The organism is Pseudomonas nicosulfuronedens (genome assembly GCF_005877905.1).
Lineage (GTDB): Bacteria > Pseudomonadota > Gammaproteobacteria > Pseudomonadales > Pseudomonadaceae > Pseudomonas > Pseudomonas nicosulfuronedens.
The window spans coordinates 19935-42682 of record NZ_SWDV01000008.1 but is presented as its reverse complement, the minus strand read 5'-3'; the positions used below and the strand labels follow the sequence as shown (position 1 = coordinate 42682).

General features: G+C 65.1%; 17 protein-coding genes. 5 read left to right on the top strand and 12 right to left on the bottom strand.

Annotated features, from left to right (window positions below; genetic code table 11):
- From FAS41_RS08485 to FAS41_RS08430, 12 genes are all read right to left on the bottom strand, one after another.
- Nucleotides 1-1644: a DUF2300 domain-containing protein gene (locus FAS41_RS08485; RefSeq protein WP_138521213.1), complete on the bottom strand. Its 1644-nt coding sequence runs from the start codon at nt 1642-1644 to the stop codon at nt 1-3.
- Nucleotides 1645-1647: 3 nt separating this feature from the next.
- Nucleotides 1648-6201 carry an alpha-2-macroglobulin family protein gene (locus FAS41_RS08480; protein ID WP_138521211.1) on the bottom strand — a complete coding sequence of 1518 codons (4554 nt, stop codon included), beginning with the start codon at nt 6199-6201 and terminating at the stop codon, nt 1648-1650.
- Nucleotides 6198-6812, bottom strand: coding sequence for a DUF1175 domain-containing protein (locus FAS41_RS08475; RefSeq protein ID WP_246084849.1), 615 nt, complete (start codon nt 6810-6812; stop codon nt 6198-6200). Before FAS41_RS08475 ends, FAS41_RS08480 begins: the two co-directional genes overlap by 4 nt.
- Before the next feature lie 14 nt (nt 6813-6826).
- Nucleotides 6827-8578 (bottom strand): DUF2138 domain-containing protein, encoded by a 1752-nt coding sequence (locus tag FAS41_RS08470; RefSeq protein WP_138521207.1) that lies wholly within the window; start codon nt 8576-8578, stop codon nt 6827-6829.
- Between the two features lie 38 nt (nt 8579-8616).
- The gene (locus FAS41_RS08465; RefSeq protein WP_246084848.1) at nt 8617-9408 is read right to left on the bottom strand and encodes a YfaP family protein; all 792 of its coding nucleotides are present in this window, start codon (nt 9406-9408) and stop codon (nt 8617-8619) included.
- 186 nt (nt 9409-9594) lie between these two features.
- The gene (locus FAS41_RS08460) at nt 9595-10536 is read right to left on the bottom strand and encodes an AEC family transporter (protein ID WP_138521203.1); all 942 of its coding nucleotides are present in this window, start codon (nt 10534-10536) and stop codon (nt 9595-9597) included.
- A 69-nt stretch (nt 10537-10605) separates the two neighbouring features.
- Entirely contained in the window at nt 10606-11040 is a 435-nt protein-coding gene (locus tag FAS41_RS08455) for a bactofilin family protein (RefSeq protein ID WP_138521201.1), read from the bottom strand.
- 18 nt (nt 11041-11058) lie between these two features.
- Complete coding sequence (locus tag FAS41_RS08450; protein WP_246084843.1) at nt 11059-11424, bottom strand: hypothetical protein; 366 nt, start codon at nt 11422-11424, stop codon at nt 11059-11061.
- Nucleotides 11405-12373, bottom strand: coding sequence for a peptidoglycan DD-metalloendopeptidase family protein (locus FAS41_RS08445; protein ID WP_138521199.1), 969 nt, complete (start codon nt 12371-12373; stop codon nt 11405-11407). The genes FAS41_RS08450 and FAS41_RS08445 overlap by 20 nt, the downstream gene beginning before the upstream one ends.
- Nucleotides 12374-12563: 190 nt before the next feature.
- Nucleotides 12564-14297, bottom strand: a complete 1734-nt coding sequence (locus FAS41_RS08440) for an ABC transporter ATP-binding protein/permease (RefSeq protein WP_138521197.1) — start codon at nt 14295-14297, stop codon at nt 12564-12566.
- Nucleotides 14298-14364: 67 nt separating this feature from the next.
- The gene (locus tag FAS41_RS08435) at nt 14365-14925 is read right to left on the bottom strand and encodes a response regulator transcription factor (protein WP_017518181.1); all 561 of its coding nucleotides are present in this window, start codon (nt 14923-14925) and stop codon (nt 14365-14367) included.
- Nucleotides 14926-14949: 24 nt separating this feature from the next.
- Nucleotides 14950-16206 (bottom strand): ATP-binding protein, encoded by a 1257-nt coding sequence (locus FAS41_RS08430; RefSeq protein WP_138521195.1) that lies wholly within the window; start codon nt 16204-16206, stop codon nt 14950-14952.
- A gap of 231 nt (nt 16207-16437) precedes the next feature.
- Here FAS41_RS08430 and FAS41_RS08425 point away from each other — a divergent pair, with 231 nt between their 5' ends.
- The 5 genes from FAS41_RS08425 (at nt 16438) to FAS41_RS08405 (ending at nt 22666) form a co-directional block, all read left to right on the top strand.
- Entirely contained in the window at nt 16438-17154 is a 717-nt protein-coding gene (locus FAS41_RS08425) for an SIMPL domain-containing protein (RefSeq protein WP_138521193.1), read from the top strand.
- 222 nt (nt 17155-17376) lie between these two features.
- Complete coding sequence (locus FAS41_RS08420) at nt 17377-18978, top strand: ABC transporter substrate-binding protein (RefSeq protein WP_138521191.1); 1602 nt, start codon at nt 17377-17379, stop codon at nt 18976-18978.
- 49 nt (nt 18979-19027) lie between these two features.
- Nucleotides 19028-20632 (top strand): ABC transporter substrate-binding protein, encoded by a 1605-nt coding sequence (locus FAS41_RS08415; protein ID WP_138521189.1) that lies wholly within the window; start codon nt 19028-19030, stop codon nt 20630-20632.
- Nucleotides 20633-20729: 97 nt separating this feature from the next.
- Nucleotides 20730-21740, top strand: a complete 1011-nt coding sequence (locus tag FAS41_RS08410; protein ID WP_054906646.1) for an ABC transporter permease subunit — start codon at nt 20730-20732, stop codon at nt 21738-21740.
- 14 nt (nt 21741-21754) lie between these two features.
- Nucleotides 21755-22666: an ABC transporter permease subunit gene (locus FAS41_RS08405; RefSeq protein WP_138521187.1), complete on the top strand. Its 912-nt coding sequence runs from the start codon at nt 21755-21757 to the stop codon at nt 22664-22666.
- Nucleotides 22667-22748 lie beyond the last annotated feature (82 nt).

The following is a 22748-nucleotide window of genomic DNA, read 5'->3' as shown; positions in this document are numbered from 1 at the left end:
TCATTCCAGTATCAGGCGACGGGCCAGGCTTTCCACGTAGCCCTCGTCTTGTCCATTGGGGTGCGCCTGGAAGGCCAGGTGCAGGTATTCATGAGCCAGGTCGAGGCGGTCCTGCTGGGAGTACAGCCCGCGCACATAGATGCGCTGGCGTTCGCGGTCGACATAGGGCCGGCCGCTGCTCAGGCGGCACACAGCGAAGGACTGCAGCTCCTCATAGCCCGCCTCGGTTTCCAGGCGCGGGCGCCAGTCGCGCCGCTGTGCCTTCAACCAGCGCTCAGCCTCGGGCAGCGGCTGACAGGCCGCAGTCGGGTTGCTCCAGCGGCTGAGGCTGGTGCGCGGGAATGCGCGGGCGAGGATCGCGTCATAGCGCAGGCCTTTGGCGGCCTGCTCCTGAGCGTCGCGCCAGGACAGTTTCGACTGCCCCGCCTCGTCCGAGTGGTAGGTGACGGTGCCGCCAGCCAGCACCAGGTCGGCCGTCCAGGCGGCAATACCACGCGCTGCTTCGCTGGCCGGACGCGGTGCCACGCGCTGGCGCTGGCTGCTGTCGTCAATGCTCAGGCAGTCGCCGCGCGGGGCTCCGTTCTGCAACAGATAAGTGCGGATGGTCACCGCCAGCGCCTTGGCCGCTTCCGGCGGCACGGCGGAAGCCTCGCGATCCAGCACGCGAGCGACGTACTCCTCGCGGGACAGGCGCGCGGTCAGACGCGGGCCTTCGACGCCGCGCACAAGGAAAAGATCGCCGCTGCTATCCACATCCAGCCGGACGCCATTGGCGAACAGAACGCTCTGCCGACCTTGCAGAAGACCTTCGGCGACGGGCTGGTTGTGTGCGTCGTAGACCTCTTTCAGCGGATAGCGGCTGAACAACCCGACTTCGACGCAACGGCCCGGATCGCTGGGCCAAGGAGCCGGCAGTGCGGCACCGATGGCGTTGCCGTACTTCGCCAGGACTGTCTTGCTGGTCCCCGGCCCGCGCGCCCAGAGCGGCGTGCCATCGACCAGCCACCCGGCGAAGCCACCTTCACGCTGGCCATTCTCGTCCCAACTCCAGGTCTTCACCCGCAGGCGACCGCCCAATGCGGCCGGTGTGCGGCCTTCATCGGCGGCGAGGCTGACGTCCAGCAGCACCTTGCGCGCCTGCTCCTGGGCCGGCAGGTGCTGCAATTGATCGAGCAATTCGGCGACCGGCACCTCGGTCTGCGGGGCCAGCTCGTCCAGCCGGGCGACCCAGGCCGGCGCATGGCGCGCCTGCCAGTACTGGCTCCAGACGGCGCCGTCGATACCCAGGCGCTGCGGCTGGAAGTACAGGCCGCAGGACTTCACCAGCGCGGCGTCGCGCTCGATGCTTTGCCCGGTGGTGCAGCAATAGACTTCTTCCTTGCTCTCGCCACGGCACTGGTAGGCCGGCTCCTGCTGGCCGGTATCGTTGAGCCAGGCATAAACGAACAGTTTCCACAGGCTGCCCAGCGGAGCGTGCAGGTCGGCCGGCAACGGCTGGCGATCGAGCACCTGCTGCGGCCCGAGCCGCAGCAGTTCATCGCCCTGCGCCGTGCGCCAGGCCAGCTGTGCCTGCTCTTGCGGACCGGGCGCCGCGAGGGCGCTCAGCGGCAACAGCAGGATCAGGCCGGCCAGGCGCGCGTGCATGGCTTACTGGACCTTGATCTTCGCCAGGGCCGGGTTCTGCTCCAGCGCCTGCTCCTGCGGCGCATAGAGGCGCTGGTAGCGGGCCGGCGGCAGGACGAACTCGCCCTTCTGCGAGAAGCGGACCAGATGACGGAAGCGCAGCTCGCCGCCCAGGGTGTCCACCGGCACGCCGTAGAACAGGTCACCCGGCTCGTTGCGTGCGCGCTCCAGGCTGGTTGCCTCGACACCGCCCAGGCCGCTGATCTGCAGGCCCCAGGTGGTGCGCTCGACGTCTGCACCCGGCGGCAGTGGTACTTCCAGCATGCCGTAACGCAGGGCCTGAGCCTGTTCGGCGGTCAGGGTCACTTCGTCCAGGTACAACTCGTCGCTGGACAGCGGCTTATCACCCAGTGCCTCGGCGCTGAAGGCAAACGCATCTTCGCCCGGCACCAGGCGCAGCAGGCGGCGCTTGATGGTTACCGGCAGTTGGCTGGCTGGCGCTTCGGCGCTGCGGAAGGTCACGGAAGCGTTGAGCGGACGCGAAGGCGCGGCACTCAGGTCCAGTTGCGCAGGCACTGCCTTGCCCTGCCACTGCCAGAAGGCGTCGCCGGTGGTGCTGCGGCCTTCCTTCCAGTCCGTGATCGGCTTGGGCAGCTCGGCAGCCGGGGCATCGGCCACAGCGCGCTGCATCCAGGTCAGCGCCAGGGCGCGCTCGACGGTGGACTGCTGCGGCGCCAGGCTCTGCAACAGTGTGCGAGCACGGCCGGCATCGACGGTACCGCTGTAGAGCTGCACAGCACGGGCGAACGGCTGGTCGCTGGTGTTCAGCTTCAGGCGCGCGCCATCCAATTGCTTGGCGAACCCTTGCGGCAGCGCAACCTTGTTCTGCTCGGCCAGGCTGGCCGTCAGCACACGGGCTACTGCCAGGCCCAGTTCGGAATCCGGCTGGCCCATGACCAGGCTGTCGTCGCTGTCGAAGTCGTTCACCGACTTCGCCGCCTCGCCATTGCCGGCGTTCTCCAGGTCGGTGAGCAGGCCGCTGACCAGGGTCTGCACCGGCAACTTCATGTCGCGGGCGAACGCCAGGATCAGTGCGCGCTGCAACAGCGGCGTGGCGCTGGCACGCGCGGAGTAAAGCTCCAGCACACGCTGCCAGTGCTCCGGCGGCAGCTGGATGTCCAGTGCGCGGCTGGCATGCCAGTCGGCGTAGTAGGCATAAGCGGTGAGGAAGGCGTCGTAGTCTTCGCCGCCCCACCAGGTAAAGTAGGCGTCCGGGCCGGCCATCTGCACCAGGCGCAGGCGACTGGTCTGCATGATCAGGCGCAGGCGGTCGCGAACACGCGGCTCGCCGTTCGCCAGCATCGGGTAGGCGACGCTCAGCGGCAGCAGTTGGCTGGCGGTCTGCTCGACGCCGCCCCAGGGGTAGTCAAGCAGCGAGTCGAGGTTACCGCGCAGCAGGGCCTGGGCGCTGTCATCCAGGCGCAGGCTGACGTCGCGGGCATCCGCCGGCAACTGCAATGGGGTGTTCTGCGCATTGACCTGCAACGGCCTGGACTGCAGCACCTGCCAGCTGTCCGCTACCAGGCTGAAGTGCACGCCGAGGCTGTCGCGTACCTGACCATCCTGGCGCAGCTCCACGCTCCAGTCGCCATCGCTGAGCGGCTGTTGCGGCAGAGCGATGTAGTTGACGCCGCGCTTGAGTTCCAACGTCTGGGTCTTTTCCCCACCGTTGGCGCGGATCAGCAGCTCAGCCTTGGTGTCCTGCTCGCCCTGGTTGAAGACGAACAGGCCGAGGTCCGGCGCGTCGCCGCTGCGGAAGCGTTTCGGACCGCTCCACTTCAGGTACAGCGGTTTCTCCGAGCGGATGAACTGCTTCTTCTGGCCCACCTGGCCTTCGTCATCCATGGCGCGAGCGGTGATGCGCCAGCGGGTCAGGGAGTCAGGCATGCGGAACTTGAACTGGGCCTTGCCGTTGGCATCGGTGACCAGTTCCGGTTCCCAGGCGGCAGTGTCGACTTCCTCGCGGCGCGGACGCTCCAGCACCTTCACGCCCCGCTCGCTGCGGTTGGCGCGCCCAGGTGCGCTGGGCGTGCCGGGCAGTGCCACGTCGTAGCTGATGAATGCGAGGCTCGCGCTGGTGCGCACGTTGTTGCGGCGCGGATGGTAGAAGAACTGGTCGATGCCCGGGGCGATCTCCGGCTGCAGCGCGTAGATCATCTCGTCCACCACGCTCACGGTGAGGTGGCTGGAAACGGGCTTGCCGGCATAGGCAGTGTCGAGATTGACGGTGACCGTCTCGCCCGGTTCGTAGCGCTCCTTGTCGGTGCTGACAGCGATCTCCACCTGCGGCACGGCGACCTTGATGCCGGCGTTCTGGAAGCTGTAGTCGCCGCTGCGGGTGTAGAGCACGGAGAAGGTCAGGTTCGGCGAGAACTCCGGCTTCACCGGGATACGCGCGCGGTACTGGGTCGGATTGAGCTTCTCCAACTTCAGCCAGTCGCCGCCCTTGGACAGCAGCGCGGTGGCCTCCACCTTGTCGCGCTCCAGCGACAACAGCGCATCGTCCACCGGTTCCGGGAACGTGATGAGCGCCAGCGCCTCTTCACCGGCCTGGTACTCGGCCTTGTCGAGGACGATTTCCACGGTGCCCGTTACGGCCTTCACGCCATCGCCGCTGACCGAGTGACCGGTGCCACCCAGTAGTTGGCCGGCCTTGTCGCGCAGTTCGACGCTGTAGGTGCCAGGCTTGTCGAAGGTGATGGCGAACTTGCCATCGGCCACAACGCCATCTCCGCTGCTGCGGTCTTCCAGGCGCAGCCAACGGTAGGCGCTGGGCTGGATCTGAGTCTGCTGCTCAGCGGCATAGCTGAACTCGACCTGATCGCCCGCGGCGCTGAAACGCTGCGGTGCGCTCACGCGGTAGCGGGCGGCGCCGCGCTCGATGAGGATTTCCTTGCTGGTCTTCACGCGGTACGCGGCGCCATCGCTGGCGAACACGGTGAGCATGTAGCGGCTGGGTTTCTCCGCCGCCGGCAGGTCCAGCGCGGCGCGACCCTGATCGTCGGTAGTGATCTGTGCGCTGGACAGCTCCACGGGGAACTGGCCCAGGTACTGCAGTTCGTTGTCCACCATGGACAACTGCTGGGCGCGCAGGCTCAGCTCCAGGCGCGCATTGGCCACGGGCTTGCCGTCCGGGTAGAGCAGGATCAGGTTGCCCTTCACCGGCTCGCCGGTCTTGAAATCGGGCTTGGCCAGGTCGAGGGAAATCTCGAAGTGCGGCTTGATGTACTCGGCAACGCGGAAGGCGCTGCTGTAGGTCTGGTCACGGTAATCGAAGCGCAGCTCGTAGCCGCCGGCGACGGCGTTGGCCGGCAGCTGGAAGCGGCCGCTGGTGCCGCTCTTGGCGTCGTACTTGAGGTCCAGGGTCTGCAGCGTGGTACCGGCGGCGTCGATCACCGACAGGCGCAGCGGCGCGCTCTGCGGCGACTGCGATTCGCGGGAGTTCTTGAACTCGCGGCCGACGATCTTCAGCGCCACCCAGTCGCCCGGACGGTAGAGCGGGCGGTCGGTGAAGGCGTAGAGCTTGGTGTCGTAGATCTCGCTGTCGTAATAGAAGTTCTCGGAGACGAAGACGCCGCCCTCCTCGTCCTCGCCGATCACGAAGGAGCGCTCTGGGCTGACGTGCTGCAGGCGCAGCAGGCCGTCGGCATCGCTGCTGCCGCTGCTCATCACGCCCAGGCCGTCGGTCCACAGCACCTTGGCGCCGCTCACTGGCGTGCCTTCGTGCTTGCGCGCCGTCCAGACCAGCAGCTCGTTGCCGGCGATCTTGCTCACCGCGACGCTGTTGGAGACGAACACCACGGTGGTCGCGCGGTATTTGCCGACCAGCGCTTCGACCAGGTACAGGCCGGGTTTCAGCTTGCCCAGCGGCACATAGACGTTGCCCGGGGCGACGTTGATGAACTCGCTGGAGGAACCGGCGAGGGTGACCTCCTTCGGAGGCTGGATCGGCTTGGCGTCCCACAGCGGATAGCGGAACTGGCTGACCATGGGCAGGCCGGGAATCGGCGCGTACTGCGGCTGCGCGTCATACGGCGTCGGCGCGCGCATGGCATTGCCCATTTTCAGCTCAGGCACGACTTCGGTGACCTGCTGGCGCGATTCGTAGGAGAAGGTCCGCTGCATCACCCGACGCGACTTGCGGTACCAGTTGTCCCACAGGTAAGCCAGGGTGTTGGACAAGCCCTCGCCCTTGAACTGCCCTTCGGACAGCACGCGGTGCAAGTTCTTCTGGCGCTTGAGGAAGTCCAGCGGCTGGTCGATGCGGTAGACGCGGATATCCGCGCCGCCATACGGCTCCATGCGGTAGCGGCGGTAGTCGCGGCCCGGCGCCTCCAGGCGCACCTTGGCCACCTCGTCGGAGGCGAAGCTGCTGTCTGCGAGCAGGAAGAACGACTCGCCGGCCATGGGCGTGTAGTTGCTCGCCGGCACGTCGTCGTCCGCCTGCACGACCGCGGGCACGGCGGCGAACAGGCCGGCGCAGGCCAGGGCGGCGGCAATGCCGCGCAGCGTATTCATCGGGTCAGGAAGGACAAGCGATAGACGCCGATAAAGTTGGGATTGGATTCGTCGGGTATCCATCGGGTGTCCTTCCATGTCATGAGTTGTTGCAGGCTGACCGAGCGCATGCCGTTGTCGGTCGCCGTACGAGTGCCGGTGTGATAAGCGATGTCGCGGCCCATCCAGATCATCAGATGCTGGTCATCGCCCTGGTCGAAGAACATCAGGTCGCCGGGGCGTGCCTGGTTGAGGTCACGGCCAACGAGCTGGCTGTTGTATTGAATGAGTTTGATCGCGTTGACGTAGGGGCCGGTCTTGCCGCCTCCCTGCTGCCAGGTCTGCGCGAGGTTGCGCTGCGCGTCGGACAGTTCCAGTTCCGGCGGCAGGTAGCGGTTGGACATGCCGTTGGCGCGCAGCCACTTGGCGTCGTGCACCTTCAGCGCCTCGTTGGCGGCGAAGCGCACCAGCCCTGCACAGTCCTGCTGGTACCAGCGCGGGTTCGGCCCGCGGCGCAGCTGCTCCTCGGCGATACGCACGAACCAGGCGCGGAACACCTGGGTCTGCTGCGCATCCAGTGCAGGCTCCGCCGCGTGCGCCAGCGTGGCAGCAAGCAGACCGGCCACCAGCATGAGGGGTTTGCAGATCACAGTGCCTTCCATTCCAGCGGCAGCCACTCCCACTCGCCACTGGGCTCGCTGCCGGCCGGCAGGGTCAGGGCGTAGGAGCCGTTGCCGGCGAGGGTCTTCAGGCGTGGCAGGAGCAGTGTGTCGGCAGCGTTGCGGAACACCGGTTCGATATCCTGCGGCAGGCTGTCGAGGGTTTCGCGCTGGAGCAGTGCGGACAGCGTCTTGGGTGCCAGGTACGCCGGCACCAGGGCATCCTTGGGCAGCACGTCGGCCAGCGGCGGGAAGCGCTTGGCCAGGGTGTTGCGGGCCTTGTCGAGCAGCTTGTCGTCGATGGAGAACAGCAGGGTGTTGCCATCGCGCAGCAGGCTGACGCGGAAGAACCCGTTGCCGCTGACCTGGTCGGGATTTTCCGCCTCGCTCGCCTGATACTGGCCGAAGCGCGAGCTGACCTGGCGTTGCCACAGACGCCCTTCGCCCTCGGCTCGACTTTCAACCTCGAAGGCACCGGTCTCCACGTTGGCCTCGTAGGCGCCAATCATGCTGCCGAACAGCTTGCCCAGCTGCTCGTCCAGCTCGGGGCTGGCAGGGGCGTCGAGCTTCACCGCCAACAGCGGAGAGTGCAGCCGCGAATCCGGGTACCAGCACAAGCCGGCGGCGCCGGAGAGGTGCTCGGAGAATGCCGCGGCCATCTTCTGCTCGGCGCCCAGTTTCACCAGCATGTTGTCATACAGGCCCGGCGTGACCGGCAACGCGACGCACGCGCTGGCGCCCATGGGCATCGCCTGCCAGACGGGGGTAAAGTCCAGGTCCGGCTGGCGGGCGACTTCGTTGAGTGCGAGGTAACTGTGCCAACCATCCTTGCCCTGCTCGAAACGCACGCCGGCAAAGGTCGGGATGAAGCGCTGGTAGCCCATCGCGAGCACGCCAGCGCCCAGGGTGATGCGCTGTTTCAGCTCGCCGCGCGGCTCCAGGGCGAAGTCCTTGGCGAAGAGAGGTTCACCTTCCAGCGCAGTGCCCAGATCCTTGGCGATCGCGGCATCGGGCTCACCCAGAGTGTCGTAGTCCGGATTGGGGAAGAGCATCTTCGGGTTCGACAACACCAGCATCTGGTCGCCACGGGAGACGAACAGCAGGGTCTTCTCAGCGCCGTAGCGCAGGCTGTAGACCGGCGTGGCACCGCCCTTCACCTGGATTTCCGCAACCTTCTTCAGCTGGGTGTCATCGGCCGCGACCTTGGCCAGCGGCTCCAGCACCTTGGCCAGTCCACCGCGCCTGAGCACCACCATGAAGTCACGCAGACGGCCATCGGCACCACGCCACAGGGCTACCTGGGCCGGCTGGTCGAGCAGTTCCTCGATCACGCTGTCCTTCAGGGTCAGGTCGTGTTCGTAGACGATGCGCCGCAGGGTGCCGGCCAGGCCCAGGCGGTCGGCGTTGTTCTCGTAGTAGAAGACGAAGTCCTCGGTGAGCACGTCGCGCAGCAGCGGCACTTCCAGCAGCGCCTTGGGCAGCTGACTGAGAGAGGCACTCTCGATCAACGCATCCGGGCGCTTGAGGTCGCGGACCACTTCTGGGCTTTCGGGCGCTTCCAGGGTGCCCACCGGCGCCGAATGGAACGCAGGGATCAGGCCGAAGGCCAGGGCCAGGCCGCCGGCCACCAGCGCGGCGGCAAGCGCGCCGATGGCGATCAACGGGCCACGGCTCGGGGCCTGGGCCGGCGTCGGCGAAGGGGTGCTGTCTTGGCTGCTGGAGGGCGTATTGTCGCTCATGGATCGCTTGTCCCGTGTCATCCCTGCGAGGGGCGAATTCAGTAGTTGAAGGTCTTCACCAGCACCAGATCGCCGATGGTGCGCATGGGCACCACGAAGGTCTCGCGCTTCTCGTTGACGGTGTTTTCGTTGAACACCAGGTTGATCTCGGCGGTGATCACGTCCTGCACATTGCTGCCGGCCTGGAAGTTGTAACCCTGGCTGTTCAGGTTGCCCCAGTAATTGACGTAGACCAGGTAAGTGCCATGCAACGGCGCCGCCATGGTGAACATTTCCGGGCCGGGGCCGTCGACGCCATCCGGGTCGAGGCCACCGCCGTTGCTCAGGCGCGGGCGTGCCCAGAAGGCATGCTGGCCGTCAGGCGTGACGATATGCAGATCGAGTTCGGCCTTGGGGTCGTTCCAGCCCAGGGCCAGGCGGATACGCGGTGGAATGCGGCCAGTGTTGGCTTCGTAGAACTGGACGCGCTTGAGGGATTTCCCCTGATCGCTGCTGACCGCCACGCTGTTGCTGCCCGCACCGAAGTTGTAGGGGCGAACGAACTTGCCTTCAGCGTCGGTATAGAGAGGAAGCGGATTGCCATTCACCACCAGGCGCTGGGCACGGTCGATACCGGAGACTTCACGCAGATGGCCTTCGATCAGGCTGCGGCCACGCACACCGCCACGGTCGATAGGCGGCGTGGGATAGGCCACGCGGGGCACGCTCGGATCATCGGTCAGGCCGGAGTAGCGCCAGCCGGCGGTTGGGCTGGAGAGGTCCGCACGCGGTTCGGCAGCGACCGTCGCAGCCAGGAGACTGGCTGATAGAAAAAAGACGGCACGAACCATCCGACGCGTGAGCTGCATGAACATTCCTTGATCGTGCATAGCGGGGTGCCAAATGTAACCGGTCTTGTACGTGTGCGGAACGGCGTTCGCTCGCGGATGCGATACAGAGCGATCTTTCAGAAATTTCCTACAAACCGAATAGCGTTTGGCGCAACACCCCTTGGAAGGATATCGACTTCCGCCGAGTCACATCCAGCCGCCCCACTGCAGGACAAAGATGCCGACGTTGGTAGTCAGCGCCGCCACCAGAGTGGTGATGACGATGATCGACGCTGCCAGTTCATGGTTGCCATTGGCGGCGCGGGCCATGACATAGCTGGCGGCCGCCGTAGGGCTGGCGAAATAGAGGAAGAGAATCCCCAGTTCGGCACCCCGGAAGCCCAGCGCCCAGGCGACGAAAGTACAGATCAGCGGTAACCAGACCATCTTCATCAGGCTCGCGCTGATTGCCAGGCCGCCGCTCTCGCGTAGCGAGGCCAGCGACAGCGTGCCGCCGATGCAGACCAGCGCCAGCGGCAGGGTCATCTGAGCGAAGTAGTCGGCGGAGGTCAGCAGCCACTGGGGCAGGCCGATACCGAACCAGGAGAACGGCAGTGCGGCCAGCACACTGATGATCAGCGGGTTGCAGATGACGTTGCGGGCGATGCTCAGTGGGTCGGACTTCATGCTCGGGCTGTAGATCGCCAGCACCACCGAGGACAGTGTGTTGTAGCAGAGGATCACCAGGGCAGCGAGGACCGAGCCCAGCGCCAGGCCGTGCTCGCCATAGAGACTGGTGGCCAGCGCCAGGCCGATGATGCCGTTGTTGCCGCGGAACGAGCCCTGGACGTAGACACCACGCTCCTCGCGCGGTACCCGCCAGACGGCCCAGCCCCAAGCCAGCAGGAAGCCCGCCAGGGTTGCCGCACAGAAATACAGCAGCACTTCCGGACGCGCCGCGCTGTGCAGGTCGGAGTGGTAGATGCCGAGGAACAGCATCGCCGGCATGGTGGCGTTGAACACCAGCGCCGACGCCGTCTGGATGAATTCCGGATTGATCGCCCCCACGCGGCGCAGCAGCACTCCGAGGAACAGCATGGCAAAGACCGGGGCGGTGATGCTGAAGGTCTGGAGCAGGAGTGCGAGCATGGGACGGGCGGGTCTGGGCGGTGGGGGCGACAATCATAGCAAGCTAAGTACCCACCGCGCCGGGGCAAATCAGGCTTCGGCTTCCTCATCGCGCACCGGAGCCGGCAGCTCCAGGGGCTTGGGCGCCTCGCCGTCGGCGAGACGAGTCAGCTTGCCGTCCACCGTCGCACCGTTCTCCATGCTCAACTGGCGGTACTGGATGTTGCCGACCACCCTCGCGTTCGAGTGCAGTTCCAGCAGGTGCTCGACGTAGAGGTCGCCGATGATGGTGCCGTCGATCAGGGCATCGTAGCTGCTGACGTTGCCCTCGATCCGGCCTTCCGCGCTGAGCGCCAGCAGGCTGGCCGCGCCGGGCTTGTGGCTGATGTTGCCTTTCACCGTGCCGAGGATCTTCAGGCCGTCCTGGAACTGCATGTCGCCGACCAGATCGACGTTGCCCGAGAGCAGGCTGGAGAACTTGTCCACCGAGACCTGCGGGCCTTTCTTCTTGCTGTTGCTGAACATCGCAATTCCTCGCGCGTACTACTTGCCAGGTTTCTGCTGGCGGAAGAAGGCCAGCTCAGTCTTGAGTTTCTTGATTTCGGCGGACATCGCGTCGATCCGCCGCATCAGCTGCTCACGGTTGGCGCGTTCCTCTTCGGCTTGCAGGTGCCTTTCTTCCAGCTCCTGCGTCAGTTCGGCGTTTTTCGCCTCGAGCGCACCGATGCGCTCACGCGCCTGGCCATCATCGCTGGCGCGCAGTTGCCAGCCGCCCAGCGCGAGAGCTGCGAGCACGAGAAGCACCAGCGCCGCCCAGCCCAACCAGGCAAAGCCCTGGGGAACATGAGGGCGGTGCTCGGCGCGCAACAGGTGGCGGGTGGAGGGCCGCTTAGTCCGTGGCCAGGCCATCGCTGTCGATCTCCATGCCGCCCAGGGAAAGGAAGTTCTGCGGGTCGACGAATTCGCCGTGGTAGAGCACTTCGAAGTGCAGGTGCGGACCAGTGGAGCGTCCAGTGGAACCGACCTTGGCGATCTCCTGCCCCGGCAGTACGACGTCGCCGACTTTCACCAGCAGCTTGGAGGCATGGGCGTAGCGAGTCACCAGGCCATTACCGTGGTCGATCTCGACGCGATTGCCATAGGAAGCATGTCGCCCGGAAACGATCACCCGGCCGCCGGCGGCGGCATGGATCGGACTACCGGTGGGCGCGGAGAAGTCCTGGCCAGAATGGAAGGCCAGGTGGCGGTTGAACGGATCAACCCGGTTACCGAACGGCGAGCCCAGGCGCGCCTGCTCCATCGGGCGGCGCGCGGGGATTGCCATGAAATCGGCGTTACGCCGGGCCACCTGGTCCATCAGCAGGTCGAAGACCCGGCGCAGGCACTTGGCCGATTGCTCATTGCGCTCGAGGTCAGCGGCCGATGCGGGCAACGGGTCGACGCAGGCTCGGGGCGGCAGCAGGATGCCACCTTCGTTGCGGGTGGAGGCTGGCTTGCTTTTTGGGACGGGGACCAGCTCCGGGTCGACTTTGGAAAGCTTGCGGGCGATTTCCTCGTGACTATCGACAGCCTTGAGCAGGTAGTCCGCGTCCTTCTCCAGGACTTGCAGGCGACCGGTCAGCTCGCCGATGCGCTCGGCGGCAAAACGCTCGCCGGACTCATCGGGCGCTTCGTCGGACTGCGCCACCGGGACCATCACCGGTTCGGCCTGGCCCCGCCCGATCCACAGCCCGCCAGCGAAGGCAGCCGCGGCGATGACCAGCGACACGCAGGCAGCGCCCAGCACGTACCGGCGCGTGTCGATCAGGCGCAGGTCCGAGCGAGTCAGGGCTTGGCGTGAGGGGGAAAGGGGTTTCATGGCGGTACCGTTGGAATGCATTCGGCCCGGCGGATGACCGCCGGGGTGCACAGGGTACCTGTTCTTGAAAACTTCGCAGCGGCTAAACACTGAAAAATGTAAATAAATAAGAAGAAATCATCCTGTCTGAGAAGACTTTCAGATGTTTCCCACTAACGCGATCACATTATTCCAGTGAATCAAACTGCCACTACGCCGGCAAAACAGACTCGATCTCCTGCAAACGATGCTCCTCCAGGCGCAGTTGGCGCGGGTGGAATCGCTTCAGGCTGACCCGATGGCCAATGCTGACCAGGGTCACCCCCGGCAACTGGTCGATCAGCACCTGATAAAGCGCAGCCTCGTCGGTCTCGTCCAGCGCGGAGGTGGCCTCGTCGAGGAACAGCCACTGCGGTGCATAAAGCAGCGCGCGGGCGATGGCCAGGCGCTGCTGCTCGCCCGGCGAGAGCACGCGCTGCCAGTGATCGGCCTCTTCCAGGCGGGATACCAAGGAGTCCAGGCGGCACAAGTGCAGCACCTGCTTCAGTCTTTCGAGATCATGCCGGTCGCCCGCCTCGGGATAACACAGCGCTTCGGCCAGTGTGCCTATGGGCAGGTACGGTTTCTGCGGCACGAACAGGCTGCGCGCCTCAGGCATCTGCACCACGCCGCTGCCGTAGCGCCACAGGCCGCTCATGGCACGCAGCAGGGTGCTCTTGCCGCCACCGGAGGGGCCGCCGATCAGCACGTGCTCGCCAGTATTGATAGTCAGGCGGGTTGGCTCCAGCAGTTCACGACCACTGCCCAGGCTCAGCGTCAGGTCCTGCAACTGCAGGTTGGTGCCGGTCTTGCGCACATTAATATTGGCCGACTCCTGAGCCGTCTCGGTCATGGCCCCGCGGAAGCTCAGCAGACGGTCACAGGTAGCACGCCAGTTGGCGAGGCTGGCATAAGCGTCGATGAACCAGCTCAGGCCATCCTGCACGTTGCCAAACGCGGAATTGATCTGCATGAGCTCGCCGAGCTGGATCTTGCCGGCAAAATAGCGAGGCGCGGCGACCACCAAGGGGAAGATGATGGCGATCTGCGCATAGCCAGAGCTGAAGAAGGTCAAGCGCTTCTGCACCTTCATCAGCTCCCAGAAATTGCCCCATACATTGCGGAAGCGGGCCATCAATCGCTCATTCTCATTGGCCTCACCGTTATACAGAGCAATGCTCTCGGCGTTCTCGCGCACCCGCACCAGGCCGAAGCGAAGGTCCGCCTCAAAGCGCTGCTGTTGGTTGTTCAACGTGATCAGACGGCGGGCGATCAGATGGGTCAGCCAACTGCCGACCGCGGCGTAGACCAGCGCAGCCCAGAACATGTAGCCGGGAATACTGATGCCGAACACTTCGATGCTGCCGGAGACACCCCATAGGATCACCGAGAAGGACACCAGGCTGACCACGTTACGGATCAGACCCAGACCCAGGGTCAGGGTAGTGTCGGTGAAATTGTTGAGGTCTTCGGTCAGGCGCTGGTCAGGGTTGTCCGTATGGCCACGCTGTTCGAGGCGATAGTAGTTCTTGTCCCCGAGCCAGGCGGCGAAGTGTTTCTCCGTCAGCCAGCGGCGCCAGCGGATGGTGAGCATCTGGGTCAGGTAAAGACGGTAGACGGCGATCAGGATGGCCGCTGCGGCAATGCCGCAAAAGTACAGGACCAGGCGAATGAAAGAGTCGACGTCCTTGTTCTGCAGGGCGTTGTAGAAGTCGCGGTACCAGCTGTTAAGCCAGACCGAGACGGCCACACCCACCAGGGAGAGGGCGATCACCACGATCAGCAGCAGCCAGGCCATGCCCTTCTCTTCGCTGCGCCAGTACGGCGCGGTGAGTTGCCAGACTCGGTGGAAGAAGCGGCTGCGAACGGCATCGTTCGCGGCCCGGTACTCGGCGCTGTCGGTCATGGGGTCGGCTCGCACGGCTGGAAATAAAAAGGAGCGCTCATTGGCGCTCCTTTGTCTTATCGATCGCTTAACGCCTCACCGGGCGCTTCTGCAGCTTACGTTGCAATGTACGCCGGTGCATACCCAGCGCTCGGGCGGTCGCGGAGATGTTGCCGTCATGTTCGGCAAGCACGCGCTGAATATGTTCCCACTGCAGGCGATCCACCGACATGGGGTTTTCCGGCACCAGGGTCTCCAGGTCCGCATGCTGCGACAGCAGCGCGGTGAGCACATCGTCGGCGTCGGCCGGTTTGCACAGGTAGTTGGTGGCGCCGCGCTTGATGGCCTCCACCGCGGTGGCGATGCTGGAGTAGCCGGTGAGGATCACCACACGCATCTCGGCGTCGAGCTCGAGCAGCTTGGGCAGCAGGACCAGGCCGGAGTCGCCGTCCATCTTCAGGTCCAGCACGGCGTAGTCGGGCAGATCTTCCTTGGCCATGGCCAGGCCTTCCTCGGCGGAGCCGGCGACCGACACCCGCAACCCGCGACGGGTCATGGCGCGGGCCATGACGCGGGTAAAGGTGGCATCGTCGTCCACCAGCAGCAGGTGGGGCTGCTCTTCGCCTTCGAACAGGATCTCTTCGCTCATGGTACTTCCTCGCGGGCGCGGCGATCAGGCCACGCCATAGCTTCTGGGCAGACGCAACTCGGTCAGAGTGCCGCCATCTTCATGGTTATACAACTTCACCGTTCCACCCGCGCGGGTCACGCTGGCCTGGCTGAGGAACAACCCCAGGCCGAACCCTTTGCCTTTGGTGGTGAAGAACGGCTTGCCGAGTTGTTCGGCAATGGCCAACGGCACGCCTGGGCCCTGGTCGCGGATGCTCAGGCAGATCTCACCGGCATCCCAGTCCAGGCGGATGTCCAGATCGTCCGGACAGGCGTCCGTCGCATTATTGAGCAGGTTCAACAGCGCCTGGCTCAGGTCGGTCGGCGGCGTCATCCGCGGTGCCTTGCCCTTGCCCAGCGTCTGATAGCGATAGCTCGCCTCGGGGCGCATCAGGTGCCAGCGACGCAGTACCGACTCGACCCATTCGTTGGCGCCCTGCTCCTCCACCGCCTGGCGACGGTCCGCCTCGGCGGCGCGCACCAGGTGCTGAAGCGTGGTCTTGCAGAGCTTGACCTGCTCCTGCAGCAGGGCGAGATCTTCCTGCAACATCGGCTGGTCCGCATTGGTCTGGCGCAATTCCTTGAGCAGTACGCTCATGGTCGCCAGCGGGGTGCCCAGCTCATGGGCGGCTCCGGCGGCCTGAGTAGCGACGGCCAGCAATTGCTGGTCGCGCATGCCCTCCTCGCGACGCTGGGCCTGCAACTGTTCCTGCCGGCGCAGCGACTCGGACATGCGGGCGACGAAGAAGGTGATCAGCGCGGCGGCGAGGGCGAAGCTCAGCCACATGCCGTAGATCAGCAGGTTGTCGCGCTGCCCGGCAGCCATCTCCAGCGGGTGGAACCACACCAGCAGCACGGTGTAGCTGGCCAGCGCGAGGCCCGCCAGGGCGATGGTGTAGAGCCACGGCAGGGTCGCCGCGGCGATGGTCAGCGGCACCAGGTAATAAGAGACGAAGGGATTGCTCGAACCGCCCGAGTAATAGAGCAGCACGCTGTGGATGACCAGATCGCAGGCCAACTGAACGGCATACTCGAGTTCGGTCACCGGCCATGGACCGCGCAGGCGCAGCGCAGTGCCCAGGCAGAGTACGAGGGAGACACCGAGGGTCACGCCGAGCGCGAGCCAGGGCAGTTGGATCAGCTGGGCCTTGTAGGCAAGCCCGACCGAACCGGCCTGGGCGGCAAGCACGAGAATACGGATGAGCGTCAGATGCAGGAGGTTCTGACGACTGGCGGAAAGCTGGAAAACCGGTGGGCGCATGGTGAATTCCGGAATTTGCGCGAGTATAGCCAAGAGCCCCCTCTCCTTTATGCGGCATAGCGCCACAGCATACTCCAGCGCGCCCTGCGCTGGCCGCCCGATGCCGAAACATTTAGTGACACCGGTCAATAACCCGAACTCGACGCCATCGTCGTCAAAGAGTCTGACAGTCCTCGCCAGCGGCTCTACTAAGCTGTGGCCCGGACACTTTTCTGGAGCAAGGAGTCATCCATGTCTGTACTGAAGAAACCCTTCACCGCCATCGCCGCCGCCATCGCCCTGTGCGCCACCAGCCTGGGAGCCCTGGCAGACGAACCTCGCTACAACCAGGTTTCGCTGCGCGCCGAGGTCAGCCAGGAAGTCGCCCACGACCTGATGCACGTGACCCTGTTCACCGAAGGCCAGGCCAACGATCCGACGAAGCTGGCGGCCGAAACCACCTCCGCGATGAACGCGGCGGTCGAGCAGGCGCGCAAGGTGAAAGGCGTGACCGTCAGCCTGGGCAGTCGCAACAGCTACCCGGTGTATGACGACAAGGGCCAGAAGATCACCGCCTGGCGCGAGCGCGCTGAATTGCGCCTGGAAAGCACCGACTTCGCCGCCCTCTCCCAGCTCACCGCCGACCTGCTGGGCAAGCTGAAGATGGGCAGCATGAACTTCAGCATCGCCGACGCGACCCGCGCGAAGAACGAGGATGCAATGATGAAAGGCGCCGTGGATGCCTTCAAGGCCCGTGCCCAGGTGCTCACCGATGCCCTCGGCGGCAAGGGCTACAAGCTGGTCAGCCTGAACCTGAACACCTCCGGCGCGCCTCGCCCGATGCCCGTGATGCGCATGGCCGCGATGAAGGCCGACAGCTACGGCGGCGCCCCGGCGCAGGAAATCGAAGCCGGTACCAGCCAGGTCACCGTCAGCGCCGACGGCACGATCGAGGTGCAGATGCCGTAACACCCACGACCTCTTCCTGCGCGGCGCCTTCGGGGACCGGGGCGCCGCCACTCGACTGCACGGTTCCCATTGTCGAAATTGCGACATTCCCTTGCACCCGCGTCACAACTTCTACACTCATCCCCGCCAGCAGCTTGCGCCCGGCATGTGCCGTGCATAGTTTCACGCAACGCAGCTCACGAGGCTGCCCCTCGATGACAACCAGAATAAACAGAGGTCCGTATGCGTAAGAACGCCGTCATCCGCTCCATGATTGCCGCTGGGCTGATCGCCAGCGCCCCGCTCGCCCACGCCGCCAACAACCTGGTCTACTGCTCCGAAGGCAGCCCCGCGGGCTTCGACCCCGGCCAGTACACCACCGGCACCGACTTCGACGCCTCGGCCGAAACGGTCTTCAACCGTCTCACCCAGTTCGAGCGCGGCGGCACCCAGGTCATCCCGGGCCTTGCGGAAAAATGGGACGTATCCGATGACGGCAAGACCTACACCTTCCATCTGCGCTCCGGCGTGAAGTTCCACACCACCGACTACTTCAAGCCAACCCGCGAATTCAACGCCGACGACGTGCTGTTCACCTTCAACCGCATGCTCGACAAGAACCATCCGTTCCGTAAGGCGTACCAGACCGAATTCCCCTACTTCACCGACATGGGCATGGACGCGAACATCGCCAAGGTGGAGAAGGTCGATGACAAGACCGTCAAGTTCAGCCTCAACGAAGTCGACGCCGCGTTCATCCAGAACCTGGCCATGAGCTTCGCCTCGATCCAGTCCGCCGAATACGCCGACCAGTTGCTCAAGCAGGGCAAAGCCGCCGACATCAACCAGAAGCCCATCGGCACCGGCCCGTTCGTGTTCAATCGCTACCAGAAGGACGCGATGATCCGCTTCAAGGCCAACCCGGACTACTGGAACAAGGGTGAGGTGAAGATCGACAACCTGATCTTCGCCATCAACACCGACGCCTCGGTGCGCATGCAGAAGCTCAAGGCCAACGAGTGCCAGGTCACCCTCTTCCCGCGCCCCGCCGACCTGGAGTCGCTGAAGAAGGACCCGAACCTGAACATGCCGTCGCAGCCGGGCTTCAACCTCGGCTACATCGCCTACAACGTCACCCACAAGCCGTTCGACAAGCTCGAAGTGCGCGAAGCGCTGGACATGGCGGTGAACAAGAAGGCCATCATCGACGCCGTCTACCAGGGCGCCGGCCAGCTCGCCGTGAACGGCATGCCGCCGACCCAATGGTCCTACGACGACACCATCAAGGATGCCGGCTACAACCCGGAGAAGGCCAAGGAGCTGCTGAAGAAGGCCGGCGTCGCCGAAGGCACCGAGATCACCCTGTGGGCCATGCCGGTGCAACGCCCGTACAACCCCAACGCCAAGCTGATGGCCGAGATGCTGCAGTCCGACTGGGCCAAGGTCGGCATCAAGGCGAAGATCGTCACCTACGAATGGGGCGAGTACATCAAGCGTGCCAAGGGTGGCGAGCATGACGCCATGCTGATCGGCTGGAGCGGCGACAACGGTGACCCGGACAACTGGCTGGGCACCCTCTACGGCTGCGACGCCGTGGACGGCAACAACTTCTCCAAGTGGTGCGATCCGGCCTACGACAAGCTGATCAAGGATGCCAAGCGCACTCCGGACCAGGCCAAGCGCACCGAGCTGTACAAGCAGGCCCAGCACATCCTCAAGGAGCAGGTGCCGATCACCCCGATCGCCCACTCCACCGTGTACCAGCCGATGCGCAAGACGGTGCAGGACTTCAAGATCAGCCCGTTCGCGCTGAACTCGTTCTACGGCGTCAGCGTAGGCAAGTAAGGCCAGCGGCCGCCGGGCTTCCCGGCGGCCCTTTCTCCCGGCAGCCGCCGTGCGCAAAGCGCTCATCCGCCTGACCCTGGCCAGCCTGCTCGGCTGTGCGCCGGCATTCGGCCAATCGTTGGTGGTCTGCACCGAGGCCAGCCCGGAAGGGTTCGACATCACCCAGTACACCGCCGCCACCACCGCCGACGCTTCCGCCGAGACGGTCTTCGAGCGCCTGGTGCAGTTCGCCCCCGGCAGCACCCACGTGGTACCAGCCCTCGCAGAGAGCTGGGAGATCAGCGACGACGGCCTGCAGTACACCTTCGTCCTGCGTCAGGGTGTGAAATTCCACAGCACCGACTACTTCACCCCGACTCGTGATTTCGACGCCGACGACGTGCTCTGGAGTTTCCAGCGCCAGCTCGACCCGAAGCACCCTTGGAACAAACTGGCGCCACGCGGCTTTCCCTATGCCGAGGCGATGGGTCTTCCCAGCCTGATCAGCGCGGTGGAAAAGCTCGACGACCACCACGTGCGCTTCACTCTCAGGCACCCCGAGGCGCCCTTCCTCGCCGACCTGGCGATGGGCTTCGCCTCCATCTATTCCGCCGAGTACGGTGACCTGCTGCTGGCCGCCGAAAAAGCCGACCAACTGAACAACCTGCCCATCGGCACCGGGCCCTTCATCTTCCAGCGCTACCAGAAGGACGCCCAGGTGCGCTTCACCGCCAATCCGGATTATTGGGGCGGCAAGCCGAAGATCGAACGCCTGTTGCTGGCAATCACTCCCGATCCGAACGTGCGTATCCAGAAGGTCAAGGCCGGTGATTGCCAGATAGCCGTCTACCCCAAGCCCACCGACATCCCTGCGCTGCGCCAGGATCCAAAGCTGACCATCGAGGAACTGGACTCGTTGCTGGTCGCCTATGTCGGCCTCAATACCCGGCACAAGCCGCTGGATGACGTGCGAGTGCGGCAGGCGATCAACCTCGCCTTCGACCGCGAAGCCTACCTGCGGGCGCAGTTCGGCGAAGGCGCCGCGACGCTGGCTGTAGCGCCCTATCCGCCGACATTGTGGGGTTCCGATCCACAACTCAAGGTCTGGCCCCACGACCCGGCGCGGGCGAAACAATTGCTGGCAGAAGCCGGCATCAAGCCCGGCCTGAAACTGTCGATCTGGACCCGCCCCGGCGGCGGTCCGACCAACCCCAATCCCGGCATCGGCGCACAGATGCTGCAGGATGACCTGGGCAAGATCGGCATCCAGGCCGATATCCGCGTGTTCGAATGGGGCGAGTTGATCAAGCGCGCCAAGCAGGGCGAGCACGACCTGATCTTCATGGGCTGGGCGGGCGACAACGGCGATCCGGATAACTTCCTGACGCCGAACCTGTCCTGCGCTGCCGCGAAGAGTGGCGAGAACCAGGCGGGCTGGTGCAATGCGGAGTTCGACGAACTGCTGCGCAAGGCGCGCGCCATCACCGACCAGGAAACCCGTGCCGGGCTATACCGCCAGGCATTGGCGATCTACCAGCGCGAGGCGCCGTGGATCGCCCTGGCGTACCCGAAGCAGTTCGCCGTGGTGCGCCCAAGCGTGACAGGCTTTACCCTGAGCCCGCTGGGTTCGAATAATTTCTCCCGCGTGCAGCTACAGGGCGCGCCGGGACCATAACGACAAGGACCGGACCTCATAAGGGTCGACGTCGACAAGAACGGACCGCCCATGACGCGGCCCAACCGTGACCATCCCATGTGGAGAATTCCCCACAATGCTGTCCTTCATTGCCCGGCGCTTCGGGCTCCTGATCCCGACCTTCTTCGGCGTCACCTTGTTGACCTTCGCGCTGATCCGCCTGATTCCGGGCGACCCCGTGGAAGTGATGATGGGCGAACGCCGCGTCGATCCGCAGATGCATGCCGAGGCCATGCACCGCCTGGGGCTCGACAAGCCCCTCTACCAGCAGTACCTCGACTACATCGGCAACCTCGCCCAGGGCAACCTCGGCGAATCGCTGACCACCCGCGACAGCGTCTGGCACGAATTCCTCACCCTGTTCCCGGCGACCCTCGAACTGTCCCTGGCGGCCCTGCTGTTCGCGGGTGTCTTCGGCCTGCTCGCCGGGGTGATCGCCGCCTTGAAACGAGGCTCGCTGTTCGACCACGGGGTGATGACCATCTCCCTGGCCGGCTACTCGATGCCGATCTTCTGGTGGGGCCTGATCCTCATCATGCTGTTCTCCGTGAGCCTGGGCTGGACGCCGGTTTCCGGGCGCCTGGACCTGCTCTACGACATCGAACCGAAGACCGGCTTCATGCTCATCGACACGTTGCTGTCAGATGAGGAAGGCGCCTTCATGGACGCCGTGCGCCACCTGATCCTGCCGGCCATCGTGCTGGGCACCATCCCGCTGGCGGTGATCGCCCGGATGACCCGCTCCTCGATGCTCGAAGTGCTGCGCGAGGACTACGTACGCACCGCCCGCGCCAAGGGCCTGTCGCCGGCGCGCGTGGTGTTCGTGCACGCCCTGCGCAACGCCATGATCCCGGTCCTCACCGTGTTCGGCCTGCAGGTCGGCACGCTGCTCGCCGGTGCAGTACTGACCGAGACGATCTTCTCCTGGCCCGGCATCGGCAAATGGTTGATCGACGCCATTGGCCGGCGCGACTACCCGGTGGTGCAGAACGGCATCCTGCTGGTGGCGACCCTGGTGATCCTGGTGAACTTCATCGTGGACATCCTCTACGGCCTCGCCAACCCACGCATCCGTCACCAACGCTAACCGGAGCCGACGCCATGACTGCCAACGCCAAAGCTCCCGCCAGCGACCCGAGCCTGGTCTACCCGTCCCCGCTGAAAGAATTCTGGCAAGCCTTCTCGCGCAACAAGGGCGCGGTCGGCGGCCTGCTGTTCATGCTGGTCATCGTGTTCTGCGCGCTGTTCGCGCCCTGGGTCGCGCCCCACGATCCGAGCGAGCAGTTCCGCGACTTCCTGCTCACTCCGCCGCTGTGGCTCGAAGGCGGCAACACGCAGTTCCTGCTGGGCACCGACGAGTTGGGCCGCGACCTGCTCTCGCGGCTGATGCACGGTGCTCGGCTGTCGCTGATGATCGGCCTGACCTCGGTACTGATCTCGATGATCCCCGGCATCTTCCTCGGCCTGCTCGCCGGCTTCTCGCCGACCCGCCTGGGCCCGGTGATCATGCGCCTGATGGATATCATGCTGGCTCTGCCCTCGCTGCTGCTGGCGGTGGCCATCGTCGCCATCCTCGGCCCAGGCCTGATCAACACCGTGATCGCCATCGCCATCGTCTCGCTGCCGGCCTACGTGCGCCTGACCCGCGCCGCCGTAATGGGCGAGCTGAACCGCGACTACGTCACCGCCTCGCGCCTGGCCGGCGCCGGCACCCTGCGCCTGATGTTCGTCACCGTGCTGCCCAACTGCATGGCGCCGCTGATTGTGCAGGCCACCCTGAGCTTCTCCTCGGCCATCCTCGACGCTGCGGCCCTGGGCTTCCTCGGCCTCGGCGTGCAACCGCCGACGCCCGAGTGGGGCACCATGCTGGCCTCCGCGCGTGACTATATCGAGCGCGCCTGGTGGGTCGTTTCGCTGCCCGGCCTGACCATCCTGCTCAGCGTGCTGGCAATCAACCTGATGGGCGACGGCCTGCGCGATGCGCTGGACCCGAAGCTGAAGAACGCGGCGTGAGGAGCAGACAGATGAATACCTTCCCGCTGTCTGTAGGAGCGAGCTTGCTCGCGAACCTGCACTCCTCCGCGTTCCCCGTTCG

Bases quoted from the DNA above. Each gene is read 5' to 3' on its own strand.
- FAS41_RS08445 (WP_138521199.1), bottom strand. From the start codon at position 12,373: ATGAAACCCCTTTCCCCCTCACGCCAAGCCCTGACTCGCTCGGACCTG.
- FAS41_RS08455 (WP_138521201.1), bottom strand. From the start codon at position 11,040: ATGTTCAGCAACAGCAAGAAGAAAGGCCCGCAGGTCTCGGTGGACAAG.
- FAS41_RS08425 (WP_138521193.1), top strand. From the start codon at position 16,438: ATGTCTGTACTGAAGAAACCCTTCACCGCCATCGCCGCCGCCATCGCC.
- FAS41_RS08480 (WP_138521211.1), bottom strand. From the start codon at position 6,201: ATGAATACGCTGCGCGGCATTGCCGCCGCCCTGGCCTGCGCCGGCCTG.
- FAS41_RS08440 (WP_138521197.1), bottom strand. From the start codon at position 14,297: ATGACCGACAGCGCCGAGTACCGGGCCGCGAACGATGCCGTTCGCAGC.
- FAS41_RS08435 (WP_017518181.1), bottom strand. From the start codon at position 14,925: ATGAGCGAAGAGATCCTGTTCGAAGGCGAAGAGCAGCCCCACCTGCTG.
- FAS41_RS08405 (WP_138521187.1), top strand. From the start codon at position 21,755: ATGACTGCCAACGCCAAAGCTCCCGCCAGCGACCCGAGCCTGGTCTAC.
- FAS41_RS08460 (WP_138521203.1), bottom strand. From the start codon at position 10,536: ATGCTCGCACTCCTGCTCCAGACCTTCAGCATCACCGCCCCGGTCTTT.
- FAS41_RS08465 (WP_246084848.1), bottom strand. From the start codon at position 9,408: ATGGTTCGTGCCGTCTTTTTTCTATCAGCCAGTCTCCTGGCTGCGACG.
- FAS41_RS08430 (WP_138521195.1), bottom strand. From the start codon at position 16,206: ATGCGCCCACCGGTTTTCCAGCTTTCCGCCAGTCGTCAGAACCTCCTG.
- FAS41_RS08420 (WP_138521191.1), top strand. From the start codon at position 17,377: ATGCGTAAGAACGCCGTCATCCGCTCCATGATTGCCGCTGGGCTGATC.
- FAS41_RS08485 (WP_138521213.1), bottom strand. From the start codon at position 1,644: ATGCACGCGCGCCTGGCCGGCCTGATCCTGCTGTTGCCGCTGAGCGCC.
- FAS41_RS08470 (WP_138521207.1), bottom strand. From the start codon at position 8,578: ATGAGCGACAATACGCCCTCCAGCAGCCAAGACAGCACCCCTTCGCCG.
- FAS41_RS08410 (WP_054906646.1), top strand. From the start codon at position 20,730: ATGCTGTCCTTCATTGCCCGGCGCTTCGGGCTCCTGATCCCGACCTTC.
- FAS41_RS08475 (WP_246084849.1), bottom strand. From the start codon at position 6,812: ATGCTGGTGGCCGGTCTGCTTGCTGCCACGCTGGCGCACGCGGCGGAG.
- FAS41_RS08450 (WP_246084843.1), bottom strand. From the start codon at position 11,424: ATGGCCTGGCCACGGACTAAGCGGCCCTCCACCCGCCACCTGTTGCGC.